This window comes from Arachnia propionica, assembly GCF_003859805.1.
In the GTDB taxonomy this organism is placed as follows: Bacteria; Actinomycetota; Actinomycetes; order Propionibacteriales; family Propionibacteriaceae; genus Arachnia; species Arachnia propionica_C.
The window spans coordinates 83290-102835 of record NZ_RQZG01000006.1; the positions used below are offsets into that span (position 1 = coordinate 83290).

Below are 19546 nucleotides of genomic sequence, written 5' to 3' on the forward strand. Positions count from 1 at the left end.
CTCCTCTGCCCCTCGGAGTTTGCCGCAACAGTGATTAACCAAAGTCCATGGTATCGGGTCCGGGTCCAGCTGATCGATCGGACGACATTTGTCGGTTTGGCTGTCCTCGGTGCTGGGTTAGGGTGGCGGCCGAAACAACCTTGGGAGGGACATGCACAGGAGAATTCTTGTTTCCATAGCCGCACTGGCGGTGACCTCGGCAGTTGCCACGGTCGCCATCAGCACCACAGGTGGGTCGAGTGTCGCCGAACCCGTGGTCGAGCCCGTCGCGAGGACGGCACCCTCGGCCACCTCGGCGTCACCTGCCCGGAGTGCGTCATTGGAACCGGAATCTGAACCGGAACCGGCGGTCGCCGAGCTGCCGTACGCACCGAGCGAGGCCGTGCCCGTCACGGACGGGCAGCAGGATGTCGGCACCGAGCAGGCGACGGCGGAGGGGACCGACGCGTCTGCCACCGAGGCCGAACCATCGGAGCCGGCACCATCGCCACGGCCGAAGGAACAGGGTGATCAGAACAGGACCAGCCGGGCGCAGAACGTCGTCCAGCGGGAGAACGTCACCGCCGGTGCCGGGAGTGGTCAGGGCAGGGAGTCCGCGGAGATCCCCGGCTGGAGGATGGACTACTTCGAGGGCTTCGAGGGATCGATCGAGGACACCGGCTGGGAACGCTACGGGTGGGGCAACCCGGCCGTGGGACAGGGTGCGATGGGATTCCGTGCCATCGAGAACACCTTCACCTCGGGTGGGGAGATGCTGGTGCGCACCAAGTACGAGAACGGTCAGTGGAGTGCGGGAGGTGCGTCCACCAAGCAGGTGTTCACCGCCTCGCGTGGTCGCTGGGAGGTGCGCGCCCGGATGCCCCAGGCGAAGGGGATCGGGTACGTCTTCCTGCTGTGGCCGAAGGACGAGGGCTGGCCGCCGGAGATCGACTTCGCCGAGGGGCGGGTCAACGGCCCGGAGGTCATGGGGGTCTACCACTGGGATCCTGACAACAAGCAGGAGCACCGGTTCTTCGACAACCACAGCATGCACGACTGGCACACCTACGGCGTGATCGTGGAGGAGACCGAGATCATCTTCACCATCGACGGCCAGGAATGGGGCCGGATCGAGAAGAACTGGATCACCGACAAGGAGATGTTCCTGGCGATCCAGACCGGCGCGATGGACCCGAACGGCTCCGAGGCCCAGTACGAGACGGTGCCGAACGGCGTCCCGGGTCCGGAGACCCCGGGGCTCTCCGACGTCCAGATCGACTGGGTGGCCCACTACACCCGCGGATAGGACCCGACACAGCACACCGGGCGGGAGGGAGGAGCCTCGGCTCCTCCCTCCCGCCCGGTTGCATCGTGTCCGGCATGATCCGCAGCGCGACGGACGTCACCTCAGCGGCAGGTGGCCCGGGCCGTGGTCGCAGTGGCGGCGAGGTGTCGTCGCCCCGCAGGGGTGCTGCTCGGTCCGGCGATTCCTCATGCCTTGACATGGCCCCTTCTTCATATGAGACTGAGTATCAGTCTCATATGAAGAAGGGGCCATGGACGGCATCCCGACCCCGCACCGAAGGAACCGCTGAAGGGAAGACCATGGAAGAGCACATCGACGTCATCGTCATCGGCGCCGGGGCCGCGGGTCTCAGCGCCGCCCTCCTCCTGGCACGTTCACGTCGCCGCGTGGTGGTGGTGGATGCGGGTGAACCGCGCAACGCCCCCGCCCAGCAGATGCGGGGTTTCCTCTCCAATGACAGTCTTTCCCCCCGGGAGTTCCTCACCCGAGGACGGGCCGAGGTGGTGGCCCATGGTGCGACCATCCTCGACGACCGGGTCGTCTCGGTCGGTGAGGACCGCACGGTTCACCTGGCATCCGGCAGGTCGTTGCAGGCCCGCCGGGTCCTGGCCGCCTCCGGGGCGGTCGACGTGATGCCCCCGCTTCCGGGTGTCGCCGAACGCTGGGGCCGCGACGTGCTGCACTGCCCCTACTGCCACGCCTACGAGGTGGCCGAGCGCGACTTCGCCGTACTGGGCGTGAACCCGGGGGCGGTCCACCATGCGTTGCTGCTGCGTCAGTGGAGCAAGCAGGTCACGTTGTTCAGCCACACTCAGCAGGTCTCCGACGAACAGCGGGCGATGCTGGATGCCCGTGGTGTCCACATCGTCGAGGGCGAGGTGGAGGGCGTCGTCGTCGAGGATGACATGCTGCGCGCAGTGCGTGTGGCAGGTGCGGTGCACCCCTGCGAGGTGGTGTTCCTGCCGCCTGGGATGCGTCCCCGCGACGAGTTCCTGACGGGTCTCGGCTGCGATCGTGACGATCGGGGATTCCTGCGTGTCGACGAGTACTGGCGCACGAGCGTGAACTGGGTGTACGCGGCCGGCAACAGCACTGATCCACGCGCACAGGTGATCACCGCCGCGGGCCAGGGGTCGGCGGCAGGATTCGCGATGAACCACGATCTGACGATGGAGGATGTGGCCCTGGCCGTGGCCGCCGACACCGGCGACGTCACCACGCCCGCCTGAGCCCTGGAGGAGCCTTGATGCACCCGAAGCTGTCCGAAGCCCTCGACCATGATCAGCTCACGGCGATGGCCGCCCCGGACCACTTGGTGGACTGGCGGCTGCTGTTGAGTCTGGAGGCCGTTCACGGGGCGGGTGTCCTGGAGCGGATACCGGGCGACGTCGATGAAGTCGCAGCCGACCTGGGCCTGGATGCCGACGCCGTGGCCGCGTGTCTGCAGGTGCTGGTCGCCTGGGGGGTTCTCCGTCGTGACGGTCGACGCTTCACCTGGGACGAACCCAGGCTGACCGAGGACGAGGTGACGGTGCTCGCGCAGCACGGGGTCTGGATACGACGCTGGGCGGCGAATCTGGGGCCCCGCCTGCGTGACCGTCACGCCACGTCACCGATTGCCCCGCAGGGGCTGCCCGCACCGGTGGGGCTGAGGCTGCTCCACCTGGCCACCAGGGGTGCGGTGGCCCCTGTGACCGCGCTGTGCTGGGAGGCGCTCGGTACCCGGGCAACGGCCGAGCGCCCCCGTGTCCTCGATCTCGGGGGTGGTCATGGGGCGTACTCGTTGGCGCTGGTCGAGCGAGGTGCTGCCGTGACGCTCCAGGACCTGCCACCGGTGATCGAGCACCTGCGCACGAGGCCCGAGTTCGAGCCGGTCACCCTCGTCGCGGCGGACATGCACCGGGAACTGGCCGGTGACCACGTCGACCTGGTGCTGTTGTCGACCGTGACGAACATGTTCGATCCTCCCCGCGTCGCGACCCTGCTGCAGCGGGTCGCCGAGGTGGTGACTCCCGGCGGGGCGGTGGTGATCGTGAGCCATCTGCGGGAGCGCGGCCCGGTCGGAGCGGCCTTCGGTGTCCAGATGCTCGTGGCCACCATGGGAGGCGATGCCCATGGTGAGCAGGACTACCGGGGGTGGCTGGAGGATGCCGGACTCGTCGTCGAGAGCGTGGATCAGCTGACCGATTCACCCCTGTGCGTCCTGGTGGCCCGCAAGTCCTGATGATGGGCGAGGAGACGTTGCAGCTCAGCGACCACTCGTTCCGGGTCGGGCAGCGCGGGATGGCGGTGGATCTCGCCGGTCACGATGTCGTGGGCCTCCTCCCACACCGGGTCCACGACATGGTGACCGTCGGCGCGCAGCTGTTCGACGTTGCGTCGTACCGCGGGTTTCTCCCACATGGCGGCGCCCATGTGAGGGAAGAAGACACTTGGCCGTGGCGACGAGAGGATCACCGTCGCCAACCGGTTGGGGGCTGCGCCGTGGGCGGCCACGGCCAGCATGTGGGCGGTTGCGGGAAGAACGACCACGAGGTCATGGTCACCCGCGAGCCGGGAAGGCCGATCGGTGGGCCAGTCGACGGGATCCTCGCCGTGGACGACGCGCTCTGCCGACAGCCGCAACATCTGAGGGGGGACGAACTGGGCTGCGGTGTGCGTCATGACCACGGTGATGGTTCCCCCGAGTGTGGCGCGAATCATGTCCAGGTGGGCGGGAACGCGCGACGCGGCCATGGAGCCGGCGACGCCGATGAGAAAACGAGGAGACCCACTCGAATGAGAATAATTATCACTCATGATGAGAGTTTGACTGCTGTCCCGGGACGGAATCAAGTCGGGAGAATGACCGATGGCCAAAGGCCGCGAATCACGGCTGTTCGACGCCCCCATGACAAGGAACAGGGGATAGAATCCCGGGCGTGGATGCAGCCGATGTGAAGTCCGACCTGTCCGAAATCCTCTACACCAGCGACCAGATCGCCGCGCGTCTGGCCGAGATCGCCGCGGAGATCGACCGCGACTACGCAGGCCGGGACGTGCTGCTCGTCGGGGTCCTCAACGGGGCCATCATGGTGATGGCCGATCTGCAGCGGGAGATGACCTCCCACGTCGAGATGGACTGGATGGCCATCTCCTCCTACGGCTCCGGCACCCAGTCCAGCGGCGTCGTCCGCATCCTCAAGGATCTGGGGACCGACATCGAGGGCCGCCACGTCATCGTCGTGGAGGACATCATCGACACCGGGCTGACGCTCAGCTACCTGATGTCCAACCTCGCGAGCCGCAACCCGGCCAGCCTGGAGATCATGGCGATGTTCCGCAAACCCGCCGCAGCGAGGATCGAGGTCCCGGTCAGGTACGTCGGCTTCGAGATCCCCAACGAGTTCGTCGTCGGCTACGGCCTCGACTACGCCGGGCGGTACCGCAACCTGCGCGACCTGGCGATCCTCGCCCCGCACGTCCACCACTGAGCACCGGCCCCGAGGCCCTTCGCCTGCGATCCGTCCACTGTTGGGGTGCGCTGGTAGTCTTTCAGCGCTCGACCTCTCACCTTCAAGGGGACTGAAAGACCTTGCAGAAAATGTTGAAGAGCCCCATGGGGTGGCTGACGTGGATCATCCTGCTCATCCTGCTCGGCTCGATGGCCATGCAGCTCGTCTCCGGGGTGTTCGGCTTCAAGGACGTCCCGATGAACGAGATCGTCGCGACGTTGAACGGCGACGAGGCACTCAAGGAGGTCGTGCTCGTCGACGGTGAACAGGTGATCCAGATCACCACCGCCTCCGGGGAACGCCTCCAGTCCAGCTGGGTCGGCCGCCAGGTCGACGAGTTCGTCGAGATCCTCAAGCAGCGCAGTTCCGCCGGAACCCTGGAGAAGTGGGTCTCGAGGAACCCCACCCCGAGCTTCCTGTCCTCGATGCTCTACACCTTCCTGCCCATCCTGCTGCTCGTCGCCGGGTTCTTCTTCGTGATGCGGATGGTCGGCGGTGGTGGGGCCGGTGGGCCACTGAGCTTCGGCAAGTCGAAGGCGAAACTGGCCAGCAAGGACATGCCGAAGACCACCTTCGCCGACGTGGCGGGTGTCGACGAGGCCGTCGAGGAACTGGAGGAGATCAAGGAGTTCCTGGCCGAACCCGCGAAGTTCCAGAGGCTCGGTGCGAAGATCCCGAAGGGGGTGCTGCTCTACGGCCCACCCGGGACCGGCAAGACCCTCCTGGCGCGCGCCGTCGCCGGGGAGGCCGGGGTGCCGTTCTTCTCCATCTCCGGCTCCGACTTCGTCGAGATGTTCGTCGGTGTCGGTGCCTCCCGGGTGCGTGACCTGTTCGAGCAGGCCAAGGAGGCCGCACCCGCCATCGTGTTCATCGACGAGATCGACGCCGTCGGTCGTCATCGTGGCGCCGGGATGGGTGGCGGTCACGACGAACGGGAGCAGACCCTCAACCAGTTGCTGGTGGAGATGGACGGCTTCGACGTGCGCGGCGGGGTCATCCTCATCGCCGCCACGAACCGGCCCGACGTGCTGGACCCGGCGCTGCTGCGTCCCGGACGCTTCGACCGGCAGATCGCCGTCGAGGCCCCCGACCTGTCGGGACGCGCCCACATCCTGCAGGTCCACGCCTCCGGGAAACCGCTGGCCGGTGACGTGGACCTCGACCAGGTGGCGCGTCGCACCCCCGGCTTCTCCGGGGCGGACCTGGCGAACGTGCTCAACGAAGCCGCGCTGCTGGCGGCCCGCCTGGGACTGGAGGTCATCGGGCAGCCGCAGCTCGACGAGGCCATCGACCGGGTCATCGCAGGGCCGCAGAAACGCACCCGTCTCATGAACGACCGGGAGCGGCTGATCACCGCCTACCACGAGGGTGGGCACGCCCTCGTCGCGGCCGCGATGCCCGGCAACGACCCGGTGCAGAAGGTCACCATCCTGCCGCGAGGGCGGGCGCTCGGCTACACGATGGTGATGCCCGACGACGACAAGTACTCCCGCACCCGTGGCGAGCTGCTGGACCAGATGGCCTACATGCTCGGGGGCCGGGCCGCGGAGGAGCTGATCTTCCACGACCCCACCACCGGGGCGCAGAACGACATCGAGAAGGCCACCAAGGTGGCGCGCGCGATGGTGACCCAGTACGGCATGAGTGAACGGGTCGGGGCCGTCCAGCTGGGCGGTGGCGACTCGGAGCCGTTCATGGGGATGCGTGGCGCGCAACCCAGCAAGGAGGTCTCCGAGGCCTCGGCGGCCGTCATCGACGAGGAGGTCGCGAAGCTCATCAACGCGGCCCACCAGGAGGCCTTCGACGTCCTGGTGGAGAACCGGGAGGTCCTGGACGAGCTGGTGCGCCAGCTGTTCGCGAAGGAGACCCTCAACAAGGCGGAGGTCGCGGAGGTGTTCAAGCCGTTGAAGCGACGCCCCCGTCGCCCGGCCTGGACCGGGTCCGATGCCCGGATCCCCTCGACGGTGCCTCCGGTGGAGGTGCCACCCGCGATGATCCCGCCCCGCGCGACCCCGACCCCACCCGTGCCGCAGCCGAACCCGACCCCGCCCGCTCCGGGGCAGTGGGGGCCACCCTCCCCCGGGGACCGTCGGTGAACAACATCGACGAGCCCCGCGTCGCGGCCGCCGTGCGGGAGATCCTGCTGGCCGTGGGGGAGGACCCGGACCGCGACGGTCTGCAGGAGACCCCGCAGCGGGTGGCCCGGGCCTACGCGGAGCTGTTCGCCGGGCTGGGGCAGGACCCGTCGGAGATCCTGGCCACCACCTTCGACATCGACCACGAGGAGCTGGTGCTGGTGCGTGACATCGGGCTCACCAGCTGCTGCGAGCACCACCTGCTGCCCTTCACCGGGGTCGCCCACGTGGGCTACATCCCGCGGGCGGGCCGGGTGACGGGGTTGTCGAAGCTGGCGCGGCTGGTGGACGTCTACGCCCGCCGCCCGCAGGTGCAGGAGCGGCTCACCTCCGAGGTGGCCGACGCCCTGGTGGAGCACCTCGGCGCGCGAGGCGTGGTCGTGGTGGTGGAGGCCGAGCACATGTGCATGACGATGCGAGGGGTCAGCAAGCCGGGCAGCCGGACGATCACCAGCGCGGTGCGGGGTCAGCTGCGTGACCCGGCGACCCGGGCGGAGGCGATGAGCCTCATCCTGGGCAGGTGAGCACCGTGACGACGGTGGTGATGGGGGTGCTCAACGTCACCCCGGACTCGTTCTCCGACGGAGGGCGCCACGACACGCTGCCGGCCGCCGTCGCGCACGGCCTGCGTCTGGCGACCGACGGGGCGGCGTTGGTCGACGTGGGGGGCGAGTCCACCCGACCCGGTGCCGGACGGGTCTCGCTCGCACAGGAACTGGCGCGGGTGGTCCCGGTGGTCGAGGCACTGGCCGCCGAGGGGGTGGCCTGTTCCGTGGACACGATGCGCGCCGAGGTGGCCGAGGCGGCGGTGGCGGCCGGGGCGGTGCTCGTCAACGACGTCTCCGGTGGCCTGGCCGACGAGCGGATGCTCAGGACCGTCGCCGAGCTCGGGGTGGACTACGTCGCGATGCACTGGCGCGCCCACTCCGCCACCATGCAGCGGCACGCCGACTACGACGACGTGGTCCCCGACGTGCTGGCCGAGACACTGGCGCGTCGCGATGCCGCCGTCGCCGCGGGGATCGCCCCGGAGCGGATCATCCTGGATCCCGGCATCGGTTTCGCCAAGACGGGGGAGCAGAACTGGGAGCTGCTGCGCCGTCTCGACCTGTTCCGGGCCACCGGGCACCGGGTGCTGGTGGGGGTGAGTCGGAAACGGTTCCTGGGGGAGCTGTTGGGCCGCGACGACCCGCAGGAGCGGGACCAGGCGACGGCGGCGGTCTCGGCCTGGTGCGCGCTGCACGGGGTCTGGGCGGTGCGCACCCACGAGGTCCGTGCCCAGCTGGACGCCATCGCGGTGGCCCGGGAACTCCGCAGCGAGCAGTTCCCCTCCCCGCCCCGGGGCTCGTGACCTCCTCTGCGCTGGCCGTGCCGGGGTCCCTCCCTCTCGGGAGGGGCCTCGTGATGCCCGGGGTTGGAGGCGCGGGTAAGCTTCAGCCACGATCCCCATGTGTCAGTTGAGGAGGTGAGGGGCATCGACGTCATCGCCATCACCGGGCTGTCCGCCGTCGGGTTCCACGGGGTGTTCCCCGAGGAGCGACGTGACGGGCAGCGTTTCGTGGTGGATGTCGAGCTGGGTCTTCGGATCGACACGCGTCGTGACGACCTGGCGGCCACGGTGAACTACGCCGAGGTCGCCGACGTCGTCCGCCGGGAGATCGAGGGCGAGCCCTGCCAGCTCATCGAGACCCTCGCCGGGCGGATCGCCGACCGGTGCCTGGCCGCACCGCCGGTGCAGCAGGTCCGGGTGACGGTCCACAAGCCCGAGGCCCCCGTGCCCCACGACTTCACTGACATCTCAGTCACGATCACCAGGAGCAGATCATGAGCAACGGCCCCTTCGACATCGACGTCGACACCCTCGGCAACCTGCGTCCCATCTCGAAGGTGGTGCTGTCACTGGGGTCCAACCTGGGTGACTCGGAGGCGATCCTCAAGGAGGCCGTCGACTACCTGGCCGAGACCCCGGGACTGATCCTGGTGGACATCTCCCCGGTCTACGAGACCCGACTGGAGGGGGATGGCCCGGAGCAGCCGGACTTCCTCAACCTCGTCGTGGTGGCGGAGACGACGCTGGAGCCGATGATGATCCTGGACCGCACCCAGGCCATCGAGGAGAGCTTCGGCCGGGAGCGCACCGTCCGGAACGGACCGCGCACCCTTGACATCGACATCATCATGGTCGGCAAGCGCATCTCCGAGGAGAGCATCGAGCTGCCCCACCCGAGGGCCCACGAGCGGGCCTTCGTGCTGGTGCCGTGGCTGGACATCGATCCGACCGGGGAGATCGCGGGCCAGGGGAGCATCGCCGAGCTGGTGGAGGACGTGGACGTCTCCGGGGTGAGGCGGCGCGACGACATCGTCATCACCAACCCCACGCAGCGTTGACGAAGCCCCCGAAACTGGCCCTGACCACCAGCCGCGAGGTCGGTCTGGCCGCATTGGCGGGTGCCCTGGCCGGGATCGTGCTGCTCAGCGTCCTCGCCGCGTTCAACACCTTCCCACCGATGGTGCCGTGGAGTCTGCCGGGCATCCTCGCGGCCCTCGCCGTCGCCGTCCACTGGTACGCGCGTGGTCTGGCGTCGCGGTTGGAGGAGAAGCGGGTCGGCCCCCAGGAGGCGGTGGCGGCCTTGGTCGCGGCGAAGTCCATGATCATGACCGGGGCGGTGCTGGCGGGCGGGCACGCGGTCTACGTGGGGCGCTCCCTGCTGCACCTTGCGGCGGAGGCCCCCGCGGCCCGCTCCCTGCGAGGTGTGGTGACCATCGTGGTCTCGGCGATCTTCAGCTGGGTGGGGTCGCACCTGGAACGGCAGTGCGTGGCGGACGACGATGACGACGAGGGCGCTCCACCGGCCGGGGAGCAGCCCGCCGCCGACCCGGCCTGAACCGAGGCCGTGGGCCGAGAGGATGACACGCCGGTCGGCGTTTCTGCGTTCCTCGGCGTGTCAACTGGCCCTAACCTGTGTCCATGGCCGGACGACATGCAGCAGACAGTTCCAGGGAACGCACCCTCGCACTCACCATCCTGGGGGTCGGTTCCCTCATCGTGGTGCTCTCCCTCTTCGGTGGGGTGTGGCTGGTGCGTGCCGGCGCGATCCTCGCCGTCGGCATGGCCTTCGCCGCCGTGTTCGTGGCGTGGAGTGAGCTGCGCCGGGAACGTGCCGAGCACCAGACGGAGGTGCGCCGTCAGATCGCGTTGCGGAAGGAACAGGCGCAGAAGCACCACGCCGACTCGGTCGAGATGATCGAGCGCTTCAACGGCCGTGCGGAGAAGCTCCAGCAGGTGATCGAGTCCCTGCGCCGCCAGCTGGGTGCCGCCAACTCGGAGCTCAGCTCGATGCGAGGCAACGCCGTGTGGCTGCGCAGCGAGGTGGCGGAGCGTCAGGCTCGCATCGATGCCCTGCAGACACGCATCACGGAGCTGGAGGCCGAACTGGAGGAGTCCATCGCGGAGGCGACGGAGAACGTCGTCGAGCTGCCGCGGCCCGCCCAGGCGCCCGCCGAGGACCTCTGGGGTGAGGACGAGGACCCGACGATGGTCGACCTCGGCCGGATGTCCGCCATCGTCCGCAAGGAGCAGCTCCGCAAGCAGGCCTGAGGCCCCACTACTTGTCCAGATCCCCGACGGCGTATCCCAGTGATGCGATCCCGTCGGGGATCTGTGCCGGGTGCAGCCCGATGAGGGCGTGCTCCATCGCAGCGACGTTGTGGAAGGTGGGGGTGCGCAGGGCGAGCCGCCACGGGGTCTGACCGCCTCGTGAGACGAGCAGGGCCGAGGCCAGGCCCCACGGGGCCTCGATCTCGGCCAGGTGCTTCCCCTCGGGCACCTTGAGGCGTCGTGACAGCCGGGTCTCGACGGGGCCGTCGGGAGCTGCCGCCAGCAGGTCCTCCACCATCAGGGTGGAGGTGTGGACCTCCTCGGTCAGGATCGCCAGACGGGAGTGGGCGTCGCCCTCGGTGCGCAGGGTGGTGGGTCGGAACACCTCGGGCCGGGCGAGGGCACCCCGGACGCGCAGGTCCAGGTCGATCCCGGCGGCGCGGGCGGCCGGGCCGGTGACCCCGTAGCGGCGGCAGTCGTCGGCGGTGAGCACCGCGACGCCACGGAACCGGTCACCGCTTGCGGCGAGTCGCTCCGCCACGCCGTCGGCGATGGTGCGCAGGCGGGGCAGGGCATCGGCGACGGCGTCGAGCCAGGCGGGGGGAGCATCGGTGGCCATGCCCCCCACGCGGCTGAGCATCGGGTGGATGCGGTTGCCGGACAGGGCGACGAGCAGTTCCCGCACGGCATCGACCCCGTGCCAGACCCGTTCGTCGACGATGCCGAGGAAGGCCAGGTGCGAATGGATGCGGGCCAGTTCGGCCAGCAGGGTCCGCAGCCAGGTGGCACGTGGGGGTGGGCTCAGCCGCATCGCCTGCTCGACGGCGAGGGTGATGACCAGCTCGCCGGTGCTGCTGGAGAACCAGTCGTGACGATCGCCGAGCATGATGAGTGAGCGGTAGTCACGAACTTCAAACAACTTTTCGGCACCGCGGTGCAGCCAACCAGGCTCGATTCTGACCTTTTGGACGACGTCATCGGAGATGTCCAGGTCAAAAGTCACCACGCCGGTCAGGGCCGGATGGCGCGGTGGCAGGGGGAGTTCAGTTCGACCCGGGAAGGGAATGCCGCCGACAAAGGCTGCCAAAGGTTGGTTCATCCCAATGCTTCCTTTTCTTCCATTTCAGGGTATGGTGGTCCTCGTACATGTCCAACGCAATTCCAAAGTTGCTCAGACCAAGAATTAAGGAGTTCCCCTCATGGCACGTGAGGTCCAGATCTTGCTCAAGGATGATATCGACGGCACCGAGGCAGAGCGCAACGTGGGCTTTTCGCTGGATGGTGTCGAGTACGAGATCGACCTGAGCAAGGCCAACATCGCAAAGCTGACCAAGGCCATGGAGCCCTGGATCGCCGGTGCCCGCCGGGTGCGCAGCAACAAGCCGCGCGGCAATCGTCGTCGGGCAGCCGCCGAGGGGCCCAGCACCAATGACGTCCGCATCTGGGCGCGTGAGAACGGCTACGTCGTGAGCGACCGGGGTCGCATCCCGGCCGCCGTGATGGCTGCCTACGAGGCGGCTCACTGAGCCCTGTCGACCCGCTGGGCCTCGCAGACGTGCAGGAGGGGCCGGGAGCGCATGCTCCCGGCCCCTCCTGCGTCCTGTCAGTCCCCGGTGCCGGGAAGTCCGGGGCGGCTCGGTGCGGGGTGCGCCGGGATGCCCCGTGTCGCGCCGGGGGACGGTGTGGGGGCAGCGGTCGGTGCACTGCTCGGTGCCGGTGCAGTGGTCGGGCCGGTGCTGGGGCCAGGTGATGGGTTGGGGGTCGGGGCGGGTGTCCGCCTCGGGGTGAGCAGGTAACCGACGGTGCCCTCCGCGGTCCTGGCGGTCCCGACGATCTGCCCTGCGCCGTTGATGTCCCGGGCGTCCTGCAGGGTCACTCCCTCCGGCAGGGTGACCAGGGTGTTGAGGTCGACCGGGGTGCCGTCACGCCAGGCGACGGCGGCCCCACCGAAGCCGGAGTTGCCCTCGAACCTCGACGCGGTGCCGACGATGAGCCCGGAGGTGTTGCCGGCGGTCGCGGTGACGTGCGGGAAGCCCTCGATGCCGGGGTCGGTCAGGGTGGTGAGGGTGCCGTCGCGCCAGGTGGCGGCCACGGCGTGCTTCCGGGGTTTCACGGTGCCGACCACCAGGCCGGAGTCCAGGATGCCGGCGGGGGAGATGCCGGGGCCGTGGTCCTCGGGCTCCCAGGTGATGGGGCGACCGTCCTGCCAGATCGTGAGGAGACTCTCGCGGTGGGAGTGGTCGCCGTGCGGGACGTCCACCCAGCTGACCCCGGCCACCCATCGTCCGTCGGGTGAGATGGCGGCTGCGCGGTAGCTGCTGAGGGTGCCCTCGTCCGGGCTGGGAGCGGCCAGCGCGGTGGGGGTGGTGCCGTCGATGACGTAGGCCACACCCATCGCGCCGTCATGGGCGACCCCGAGCACACGGCCGGTCTCGGCGATGTCGACGGCCACGCCACGCCCCAGTGGGGAGACCGAGGGCAGCTGGGCCACGGAGTCCTTGGTCCAGGCCACGGGCACGCTGACCCCGGCGGCGTCGAAGGCCTCACCGGCGACGGTGGTGGTGGCGGAGAGGTCGAAGCCTCGGCCGAAACGGGAGTCGTTGAGCTGGGGCAGGGCGGTGGCCCGGGTGGTCCCGGTGGTCCACAGCGCCGCCTGCTGCGGCTGTGCGGCGCTGCCGGGACGGGTGATGCCGGTGACGTCACCGGACTCGTTGATCCCGTACGCGGCCGCGACGGTGTGGCCGTCGGCGGGCTGGAGGAGGGTGAGGGTGTACTCACCGCTGTCCGGCTCGTCGGCGTGCGAGGTGTGTGCGCCGGTGAGGGTGCAGACGAGTGCCAGTGTGCTGCACAGCGCCAGCCGGGAGAGCCCCGGTCGGGCGGTGGGCGGGGTGGGGGACACGGAACCTCCTTGAATATTGAGAACGAGTCTCACTATAGGGGATGTCGTCGATTCGGACGACCCCGGCTGACTGGACTGAAGAAATGTTGGTGTGGGGAACTAAGCTGGTGCGAGTGGGGTCGACGCGGGCGCGTCGTACGCCACAGGAGGGAAGAGAATGTTCGAACGGTTCACCGACCGCGCACGGCGCGTCATCGTCCTGGCGCAGGACGAGGCGAAGCTGCTCAACCACAACTACATCGGTACCGAGCACCTGTTGCTGGGCCTGATCCATGAGGGTGAGGGCGTGGCCGCGAAGGCGCTCGAGTCGCTGGGCATCTCACTGGAGGCGGTCCGTCAGCAGGTCATCGAGATCATGGGCCAGGGGCAGCAGGTGCCCACCGGGCACATCCCGTTCTCGCCACGGGCGAAACGGGTGCTCGAGCTGTCACTGCGTGAGGCCCTGCAGATGAACCACAACTACATCGGGACGGAACACATCCTGCTGGGTCTGATCCGGGAGGGAGAGGGCGTGGCCGCGCAGTCACTCCTCAAGCTCGGTGCGGACCTCAACCGGGTGCGTTCCACCGTCATCCAGCTGCTGGCCGGGTACCAGGGCAAGGAGGCCTCCATGGCCGGTGCCCCGGAGGCCGGGCCGGAGAAGTCCAGCTCCCAGGTGCTGGACCAGTTCGGCCGCAACCTCACCCAGGCCGCCCGGGAGAACCGCCTGGACCCGGTGATCGGTCGGGTCAAGGAGATCGAGCGGGTCATGACCGTGCTCAGCCGACGCACCAAGAACAACCCGGTGCTGATCGGTGAGCCCGGTGTCGGCAAGACCGCCGTCGTCGAGGGCCTGTCCCAGGCCATCGTGCGCGGTGACGTGCCCGAGACCCTGCGCGACAAGCAGATCTACACGCTGGACCTCGGCGCGCTGGTGGCGGGTTCCCGCTACCGGGGTGACTTCGAGGAGCGCCTGAAGAAGGTGCTCAAGGAGATCAAGACCCGCGGCGACATCATGCTGTTCATCGACGAGATCCACACCCTCGTCGGGGCCGGGGCCGCCGAGGGGGCCATCGACGCGGCCAGCATCCTCAAGCCGATGCTGGCCCGTGGGGAGCTCCAGACCATCGGTGCCACCACCCTGGACGAGTACCGCAAGCACATCGAGAAGGACGCGGCCCTGGAGCGCCGGTTCCAGCCGATCCAGGTGGAGGAACCCTCCGTCGCGCTCACCGTCGACATCCTCAAGGGGCTGCGGGACCGGTACGAGGCACACCACCGGATCACCATCACCGATGAGGCCCTGGCTGCCGCCGCGATGATGGCTGACCGCTACATCCAGGACCGGTTCCTGCCCGACAAGGCCATCGACCTGATCGACGAGGCCGGGGCGCGGCTGCGCATCCAGCGGATGACCGCACCGCCGGACCTGCGTGAGTTCGACGAGCAGATCGCGAAGCTGAAGATGGAGAAGGACGCCGCGATCGATGCGCAGGACTTCGAGGCCGCGGCACGACTGCGTGACGACGTGACCCGCATCCAGGCCCAGCGTGCGGAGAAGGAGGAGGCCTGGAAGCAGGGCGACTCCGACATCCCGGCGGTGGTCGGTGAGGAGGAGATCGCGGTGGTGCTCTCCGGCTCCACCGGCATCCCGGTGTTCAAGCTCACCGAGGAGGAGTCCGCGCGGCTGCTGCGCATGGAGGAGGAGCTCGGCAAGCGTTACATCGGGCAGGAGGACGCGGTCAAGGCACTGGCCCGATCCATCCGCCGTACCCGCGCCGGGCTGAAGGACCCGAAGCGTCCCAGTGGGTCCTTCATCTTCGCCGGGCCGTCGGGTGTTGGCAAGACCGAGCTGACCAAGGCGCTCACCGAATTCCTGTTCGGTGACGAGGATGCACTCATCACACTCGACATGTCCGAGTACTCGGAGAAGCACACCGCGTCCCGGATGTTCGGTTCCCCGCCCGGTTACGTCGGATACGAGGAAGGCGGTCAGCTCACCGAGAAGGTGCGGCGCAAGCCGTTCTCCGTCGTGTTGTTCGACGAGATCGAGAAGGCTCATCCGGACATCTTCAACTCGCTGTTGCAGATCCTCGACGAAGGCCGACTCACCGATGCCCAGGGTCGCGTGGTGGACTTCAAGAACACCGTCATCGTGATGACCACGAACCTCGGTTCCCGTGACATCAGCAAGGGCGTCAATCTCGGCTTCTCGCGGGCCGGGGACGAGGCCACCAGTTACGAGAAGATGAAGGCAAAGGTCTCCGACGAACTGAAGCAGCACTTCCGCCCGGAATTCCTCAACCGGGTGGACGAGGTCGTGGTGTTCCATCAGCTCACCCAGGCCGACATCGAGCGGATCGTGGACCTCATGGTGGCGCAGATCGAGACCCGTCTGGCGGACAAGGACATGGGCATCGAGCTCACCCCGGCCGCCAAGACCCTCATCGCCCGTCGTGGCTTCGATCCGGTGCTGGGTGCTCGTCCCCTGCGTCGCGCCCTGCAGCGCGACATCGAGGACGTGCTGGCGGAGAAGATCCTCTTCGGGGAGCTGTCCGCCGGGCAGATCGTCCAGGTGGACGTGGCCGAGGAAGGGGCCGAACTGCCGTTCCGGTTCACCGGTGTGGCGAAGGAACCCACCCCGCCGCCTGCCCCAGAACACGCCGAGGGCTGACCCCCTCTGCTCCTGCTGGGCGTGCACCGCACGGTGCACGCCCAGTTGCGTCCCACCGGGTTCCCGGCTGCGACCCTCAGCGCTGTCCGCGGGCCGCGTCCAACAGCCACCGACGACCACCCCGGCACGAGTCGCAGGGGCAGGAGATCAGACCGTCCGGGGTTGCTGACCCACCGGGCCCGGTGCCCCGCGGGGAACCGGCCCCGGGCTCGCTCAGGAGTTGACCGGGGTGCTGTCGGTGACCTCGGTGCGGGAGGCCAGGTGTGCGGCGGGGGCGGCCGCGAGGGCCCCGAGGGGGAGCGCCAGCAGCAGGAACAGCAGGAAACCGCCCCAGGGGATGGACAGGATCGAGTAGCCGCGGTGCAGCAGCACGTGGCGCACACCCCAGCCGCTCAGGACCCCGAGGACGGTGCCCAGCCCCACGCCGAGCACCGACAGCACGGCACCCTCGGCCAGCAGCATGATGCCGATCTGCCTCCCGTCGGCCCCGATCACCCGGAGGGACCCGTACTCGCGTTCACGGTCCATGACACTCAACGTCAGCAGCAGGGCGATCGCCAGCAGACCACCGAGGAAGGCGAACCGGCCCACCTCCTGGAACGCGTTCACCCCGTTCTTGATCTTCTCGGCCCGCTCCGCACCGAGCTGCGCCGGGGTCACGACCTCCAGCAGCGGGTTGCTGCCGAACACGGGCTCGAGCTGTCGTGAGAGCTCCTCAGGGCTCCCCTGGGCGGTGAAGCCCACCCACGTGTCCCACGGATCGAGGCCGCGCTCGGCGATGGCCTCCCGGGTGGTGACGGCCTGGGCGGGCTGCACGTCACCGGCCACGTCGAAGATCCCGACCACCCGCAGGGCAGCAGGTTTCCAGTTCACCTTGTAGTTGAACAGGTCCGAGAGCTTCAGCCCGGTCGCCTGGGCGTACGTGGCCGAGACCATCACCTCGTTGGGGCGTTCCGGGAGCCGCCCGGAGAGCAACGTCGTGGTGAAGATGGCCTGGAAGTGCCCGGGCTCGGCAGCCGCCACCTGCACAGGACCATGGTTGGTCTCGACGTCGTAGATGCCGACGGCGGTGACGTCGCTGACGCCGTCGACCTTGGCCACCTCGGCGGCGATCGCGGGGGTGAAGTGGTGACCGCGCTCGTTCCGGATGAGTGTGGTGGCGGCGAAGCTCTGCGGTACCCGTTCGGAGGCGGTGCGCTCCCCGGAACTGGCCACCACCGTCGGGGCAGTCAGCAGCACCGTGCCCACCAGCATCGCCGAGACCCCGAGGGACAGCCGCCTGGGATGCCCGGTGGCCTGGCTGGTCGCCACCTTCGCCAGCCCACCGAAGGGACCGGTCAGGAGATCCCCCAACCAGTGCATCACGGGCTGACAGATCAGGGCGGAGCCGATCACCGCGCCACCCGTCAGCGCGATGGCGCCGAAGAGGGCCCAGGCCAGCGGCATCGGCAGGGCAGGATCCAACCGGAGCATGAGGAGCAGCAGGAAGCCCACGGCCATCAACCCGAGACCGGTCCAGGCCTCGTCCCCGAGCCACCTCGGCGGCTGCCCGGAGATCCGGGCCGTCACGGGGTACGCGCGTGAGGCCGCCATCGCGTGCGGATGTGCCCCGACGAGGGTGCACGCCACCGCGATCAGGATGGTCAGCAGGAAACCGACGAGGTCCAGACCCACCAGGGGACCGATGTCCAGCCCGGTGGCGAGGGCGCTGCCGTGGATCCACCCCTGGAGCAGCAGCGCCGCCACGGCACCGACGAAGGCCCCGACGGCGGAGACCGCAGCCGCCTCGGTCATCACGCTGGCCCACGTCTGACGACGGTTCGCGCCGAGCACCCGCACCTGGGCCAAGGCCTGCCGCTGCTGCCGTGCCAGGCGACCGAAGGTGGTGCTGGTCAGGATGATGGCCACCGCCGCCAGGAAGATCCCGGCCCCCGTGAACGTCGCCTGGGCGGTGGTCAGTGCCGGGTGGAGCCAGAACCGGGTGGCGCGGTCGATGGCCGACGGGGACTCGGCGGAGTAACCGAACGGCACGATCTTCTGGACCTGGGAGGCGATGTCGGCACGGTTCGCGTCCTCGGCGAGGTGCAGTGCCACCGCGTTCCACTCCTGCTTCCCCGACACGAACAGCTGCCGGGCCTGTTCCAGCCCGAACAGGACGAACGAGGCGGAACCGGAGTCGTGTCCCTTGACCTTGATCACCCCGACGACCTTCGCGGTGAGGATCGTGGATGCGGAGTCGTGGACGAGCTGGACCTCCTCGTCGAGGGAATGGCCGCTGTCCCTCAGGGTCCGTTCATCCAGCACCACCTCACCCGGTGCAGCCGGGGTCCGACCCGCGGTGAGCTCGACGGTGCTGTGCTCCGAGTCGTCGTGGAGACCGCTCACGGTGGGGGCGATCGCGGAGGAGATGACGGTGCCGTCGTCGGACATGACCTGGACGCCCCGACCGAGGATGCGGGGGGTGACGGAGGCCACCCCGTCGAGCTGGGAGATCTCCTGGATCATCTCCTGGGACAGCAGGACGTTGGGCAGGGCGGATTCGTCCTCGACCTTCAGCCAGGTCGTCGGCTGCACCATCAGGTCCGCCTTGCCCTGCTCGGCGAGGGCCTCGGCGGTGACCGAGACGGTCCGTGACAGGGACAACGACAACCCGATGAGGGTGGTCATCACGGCGACGACCGTGGCCAGCAGGGCTGCCCGACCCAGCCGTTCGGGGAACGAGTGCCAGCTGAGCTGCCTCATCAACGACTCCTGCGCAGCTCTGCCAGTCGTTGTGCCAGCCCCATCGCCGAGGGACGGTTGATGTCGCTGACCAGTTGTCCGTCGAACATCATGAGCACCCGGTCCGCCCGTGCCGCGATGGCCGGGTCGTGGGTGGCGAGCAGGATGGTGACGTGGAAGTCGTTGACACAGCGTCGGATGAAGTCGAGCAGGGCCTGGCTGGGCTCGTTGGCGAGGTTCCCGGTGGGTTCGTCGGCCACCACCAGTTCGGGACGTGGCAGGAGCGCCCGGCTGACCGAGACCCGCTGCTGGAGGGAGGCGGGAAGCTCCCCGGCGGGGGAGTCCAGCAGGTTCTCGAGCTCAGCGGCCCTGACCAGGGCGTTGAACCAGGCGTCGTCGGGGCGCCGCCCGGCGATGGACAGCGGAAGGTTGAGGTTCTCCCGGACCGACAGGGTGGGGATCAGGGTGGGGAAACGGAAGGCGACACCGACGGTGTTGCGACGCAGCCTCGTGAGCTGCTGCTCCTTCATCTCGGTCACCTTGTGCTCACCGATCCAGGCGGCTCCCGAGGTGGCGGACTCCAGCCCGGCCATGCAGTTGACCAGTGGGGTCTTCCCGGAGCCGGAGGGGCCGAAGATGGCTGTCAGCTGCCCCTTCCGGATCTGCATGGTGACGTCCTTGACCGCAATGACACGCCCGGGACCGACGGGATAGGACTTCGTCAGTTCCAGCGTGCGAGCCGCGACCGCCTGTTTGTCCAT

General features: G+C 68.8%; 18 protein-coding genes. 13 read left to right on the forward strand and 5 right to left on the reverse strand.

Annotated features, from left to right (window positions below):
- Window positions 1-190: 190 nt before the first annotated feature.
- The 3 genes from EII34_RS16490 to EII34_RS06695 all read left to right on the forward strand — a co-directional run bounded on the left by EII34_RS16490 (window position 191) and on the right by EII34_RS06695 (window position 3509).
- The gene (locus EII34_RS16490; RefSeq protein WP_260425068.1) at window positions 191-1285 is read left to right on the forward strand and encodes a glycoside hydrolase family 16 protein; all 1095 of its coding nucleotides are present in this window, start codon (window positions 191-193) and stop codon (window positions 1283-1285) included.
- Window positions 1286-1584: 299 nt separating this feature from the next.
- Window positions 1585-2514, forward strand: a complete 930-nt coding sequence (locus EII34_RS06690; RefSeq protein ID WP_124844208.1) for an NAD(P)/FAD-dependent oxidoreductase — start codon at window positions 1585-1587, stop codon at window positions 2512-2514.
- A 17-nt stretch (window positions 2515-2531) separates the two neighbouring features.
- Complete coding sequence (locus tag EII34_RS06695) at window positions 2532-3509, forward strand: class I SAM-dependent methyltransferase (RefSeq protein ID WP_124844210.1); 978 nt, start codon at window positions 2532-2534, stop codon at window positions 3507-3509.
- Here the strand turns inward: EII34_RS06695 and EII34_RS06700 are convergent.
- A complete protein-coding gene (locus tag EII34_RS06700) occupies window positions 3461-4084 on the reverse strand; it encodes a flavoprotein (protein ID WP_124844212.1) in 624 nt (207 codons plus the stop codon). The two genes, EII34_RS06695 and EII34_RS06700, sit on opposite strands and share 49 nt — an antisense overlap.
- Before the next feature lie 122 nt (window positions 4085-4206).
- Here EII34_RS06700 and hpt point away from each other — a divergent pair, with 122 nt between their 5' ends.
- From hpt to EII34_RS06740, 8 genes are all read left to right on the forward strand, one after another.
- Entirely contained in the window at window positions 4207-4758 is a 552-nt protein-coding gene (gene hpt, locus EII34_RS06705; RefSeq protein ID WP_124844214.1) for a hypoxanthine phosphoribosyltransferase, read from the forward strand.
- A gap of 125 nt (window positions 4759-4883) precedes the next feature.
- The gene (gene ftsH / locus EII34_RS06710) at window positions 4884-6875 is read left to right on the forward strand and encodes an ATP-dependent zinc metalloprotease FtsH (protein ID WP_260425069.1); all 1992 of its coding nucleotides are present in this window, start codon (window positions 4884-4886) and stop codon (window positions 6873-6875) included.
- A complete protein-coding gene (folE, locus tag EII34_RS06715; RefSeq protein WP_185711212.1) occupies window positions 6872-7438 on the forward strand; it encodes a GTP cyclohydrolase I FolE in 567 nt (188 codons plus the stop codon). The genes ftsH and folE overlap by 4 nt, the downstream gene beginning before the upstream one ends.
- A gap of 20 nt (window positions 7439-7458) precedes the next feature.
- The gene (gene folP, locus EII34_RS06720) at window positions 7459-8265 is read left to right on the forward strand and encodes a dihydropteroate synthase (RefSeq protein ID WP_124844393.1); all 807 of its coding nucleotides are present in this window, start codon (window positions 7459-7461) and stop codon (window positions 8263-8265) included.
- Window positions 8266-8364: 99 nt separating this feature from the next.
- Window positions 8365-8742: a dihydroneopterin aldolase gene (gene folB, locus EII34_RS06725; RefSeq protein ID WP_221620220.1), complete on the forward strand. Its 378-nt coding sequence runs from the start codon at window positions 8365-8367 to the stop codon at window positions 8740-8742.
- Window positions 8739-9302 carry a 2-amino-4-hydroxy-6-hydroxymethyldihydropteridine diphosphokinase gene (folK, locus tag EII34_RS06730; RefSeq protein WP_124844220.1) on the forward strand — a complete coding sequence of 188 codons (564 nt, stop codon included), beginning with the start codon at window positions 8739-8741 and terminating at the stop codon, window positions 9300-9302. The genes folB and folK overlap by 4 nt, the downstream gene beginning before the upstream one ends.
- Window positions 9299-9799, forward strand: coding sequence for a DUF3180 domain-containing protein (locus EII34_RS06735; RefSeq protein ID WP_124844222.1), 501 nt, complete (start codon window positions 9299-9301; stop codon window positions 9797-9799). The genes folK and EII34_RS06735 overlap by 4 nt, the downstream gene beginning before the upstream one ends.
- Window positions 9800-9882: 83 nt before the next feature.
- Window positions 9883-10512 carry a hypothetical protein gene (locus EII34_RS06740; protein WP_124844224.1) on the forward strand — a complete coding sequence of 210 codons (630 nt, stop codon included), beginning with the start codon at window positions 9883-9885 and terminating at the stop codon, window positions 10510-10512.
- Window positions 10513-10519: 7 nt separating this feature from the next.
- Here the strand turns inward: EII34_RS06740 and EII34_RS06745 are convergent, their stop codons facing one another.
- Window positions 10520-11431 carry an NADH-quinone oxidoreductase subunit D-related protein gene (locus EII34_RS06745; RefSeq protein WP_185711213.1) on the reverse strand — a complete coding sequence of 304 codons (912 nt, stop codon included), beginning with the start codon at window positions 11429-11431 and terminating at the stop codon, window positions 10520-10522.
- Window positions 11432-11711: 280 nt separating this feature from the next.
- Between EII34_RS06745 and EII34_RS06750 the strand changes: the two genes are divergently transcribed.
- The gene (locus EII34_RS06750; RefSeq protein ID WP_124844228.1) at window positions 11712-12038 is read left to right on the forward strand and encodes a histone-like nucleoid-structuring protein Lsr2; all 327 of its coding nucleotides are present in this window, start codon (window positions 11712-11714) and stop codon (window positions 12036-12038) included.
- A 77-nt stretch (window positions 12039-12115) separates the two neighbouring features.
- On the opposite strand, the gene EII34_RS06755 is transcribed toward EII34_RS06750, so the two are convergent.
- Window positions 12116-13411 carry a hypothetical protein gene (locus EII34_RS06755; RefSeq protein WP_124844230.1) on the reverse strand — a complete coding sequence of 432 codons (1296 nt, stop codon included), beginning with the start codon at window positions 13409-13411 and terminating at the stop codon, window positions 12116-12118.
- Between the two features lie 157 nt (window positions 13412-13568).
- Between EII34_RS06755 and EII34_RS06760 the strand changes: the two genes are divergently transcribed.
- On the forward strand, window positions 13569-16064 hold the full coding sequence (locus EII34_RS06760; RefSeq protein ID WP_124844232.1) for an ATP-dependent Clp protease ATP-binding subunit: 2496 nt from the start codon (window positions 13569-13571) through the stop codon (window positions 16062-16064).
- Between the two features lie 213 nt (window positions 16065-16277).
- Here the strand turns inward: EII34_RS06760 and EII34_RS06765 are convergent, their stop codons facing one another.
- Both EII34_RS06765 and EII34_RS06770 read right to left on the reverse strand, forming a co-directional pair.
- Window positions 16278-18806 carry an FtsX-like permease family protein gene (locus EII34_RS06765; RefSeq protein ID WP_124844234.1) on the reverse strand — a complete coding sequence of 843 codons (2529 nt, stop codon included), beginning with the start codon at window positions 18804-18806 and terminating at the stop codon, window positions 16278-16280.
- On the reverse strand, window positions 18806-19546 hold the full coding sequence (locus EII34_RS06770) for an ABC transporter ATP-binding protein (protein WP_124844236.1): 741 nt from the start codon (window positions 19544-19546) through the stop codon (window positions 18806-18808). Before EII34_RS06770 ends, EII34_RS06765 begins: the two co-directional genes overlap by 1 nt.

Excerpts from the sequence above, each read along its gene's own strand:
- EII34_RS06690 (WP_124844208.1), top strand. The coding sequence starts at position 1,585 with ATGGAAGAGCACATCGACGTCATCGTCATCGGCGCCGGGGCCGCGGGT.
- EII34_RS06695 (WP_124844210.1), top strand. The coding sequence starts at position 2,532 with ATGCACCCGAAGCTGTCCGAAGCCCTCGACCATGATCAGCTCACGGCG.
- EII34_RS06700 (WP_124844212.1), bottom strand. The coding sequence starts at position 4,084 with ATGAGTGATAATTATTCTCATTCGAGTGGGTCTCCTCGTTTTCTCATC.
- ftsH (WP_260425069.1), top strand. The coding sequence starts at position 4,884 with ATGGGGTGGCTGACGTGGATCATCCTGCTCATCCTGCTCGGCTCGATG.
- folP (WP_124844393.1), top strand. The coding sequence starts at position 7,459 with ATGGGGGTGCTCAACGTCACCCCGGACTCGTTCTCCGACGGAGGGCGC.
- folK (WP_124844220.1), top strand. The coding sequence starts at position 8,739 with ATGAGCAACGGCCCCTTCGACATCGACGTCGACACCCTCGGCAACCTG.
- EII34_RS06740 (WP_124844224.1), top strand. The coding sequence starts at position 9,883 with ATGGCCGGACGACATGCAGCAGACAGTTCCAGGGAACGCACCCTCGCA.
- EII34_RS06750 (WP_124844228.1), top strand. The coding sequence starts at position 11,712 with ATGGCACGTGAGGTCCAGATCTTGCTCAAGGATGATATCGACGGCACC.
- EII34_RS06760 (WP_124844232.1), top strand. The coding sequence starts at position 13,569 with ATGTTCGAACGGTTCACCGACCGCGCACGGCGCGTCATCGTCCTGGCG.
- EII34_RS06765 (WP_124844234.1), bottom strand. The coding sequence starts at position 18,806 with ATGAGGCAGCTCAGCTGGCACTCGTTCCCCGAACGGCTGGGTCGGGCA.
- EII34_RS06770 (WP_124844236.1), bottom strand. The coding sequence starts at position 19,546 with ATGGACAAACAGGCGGTCGCGGCTCGCACGCTGGAACTGACGAAGTCC.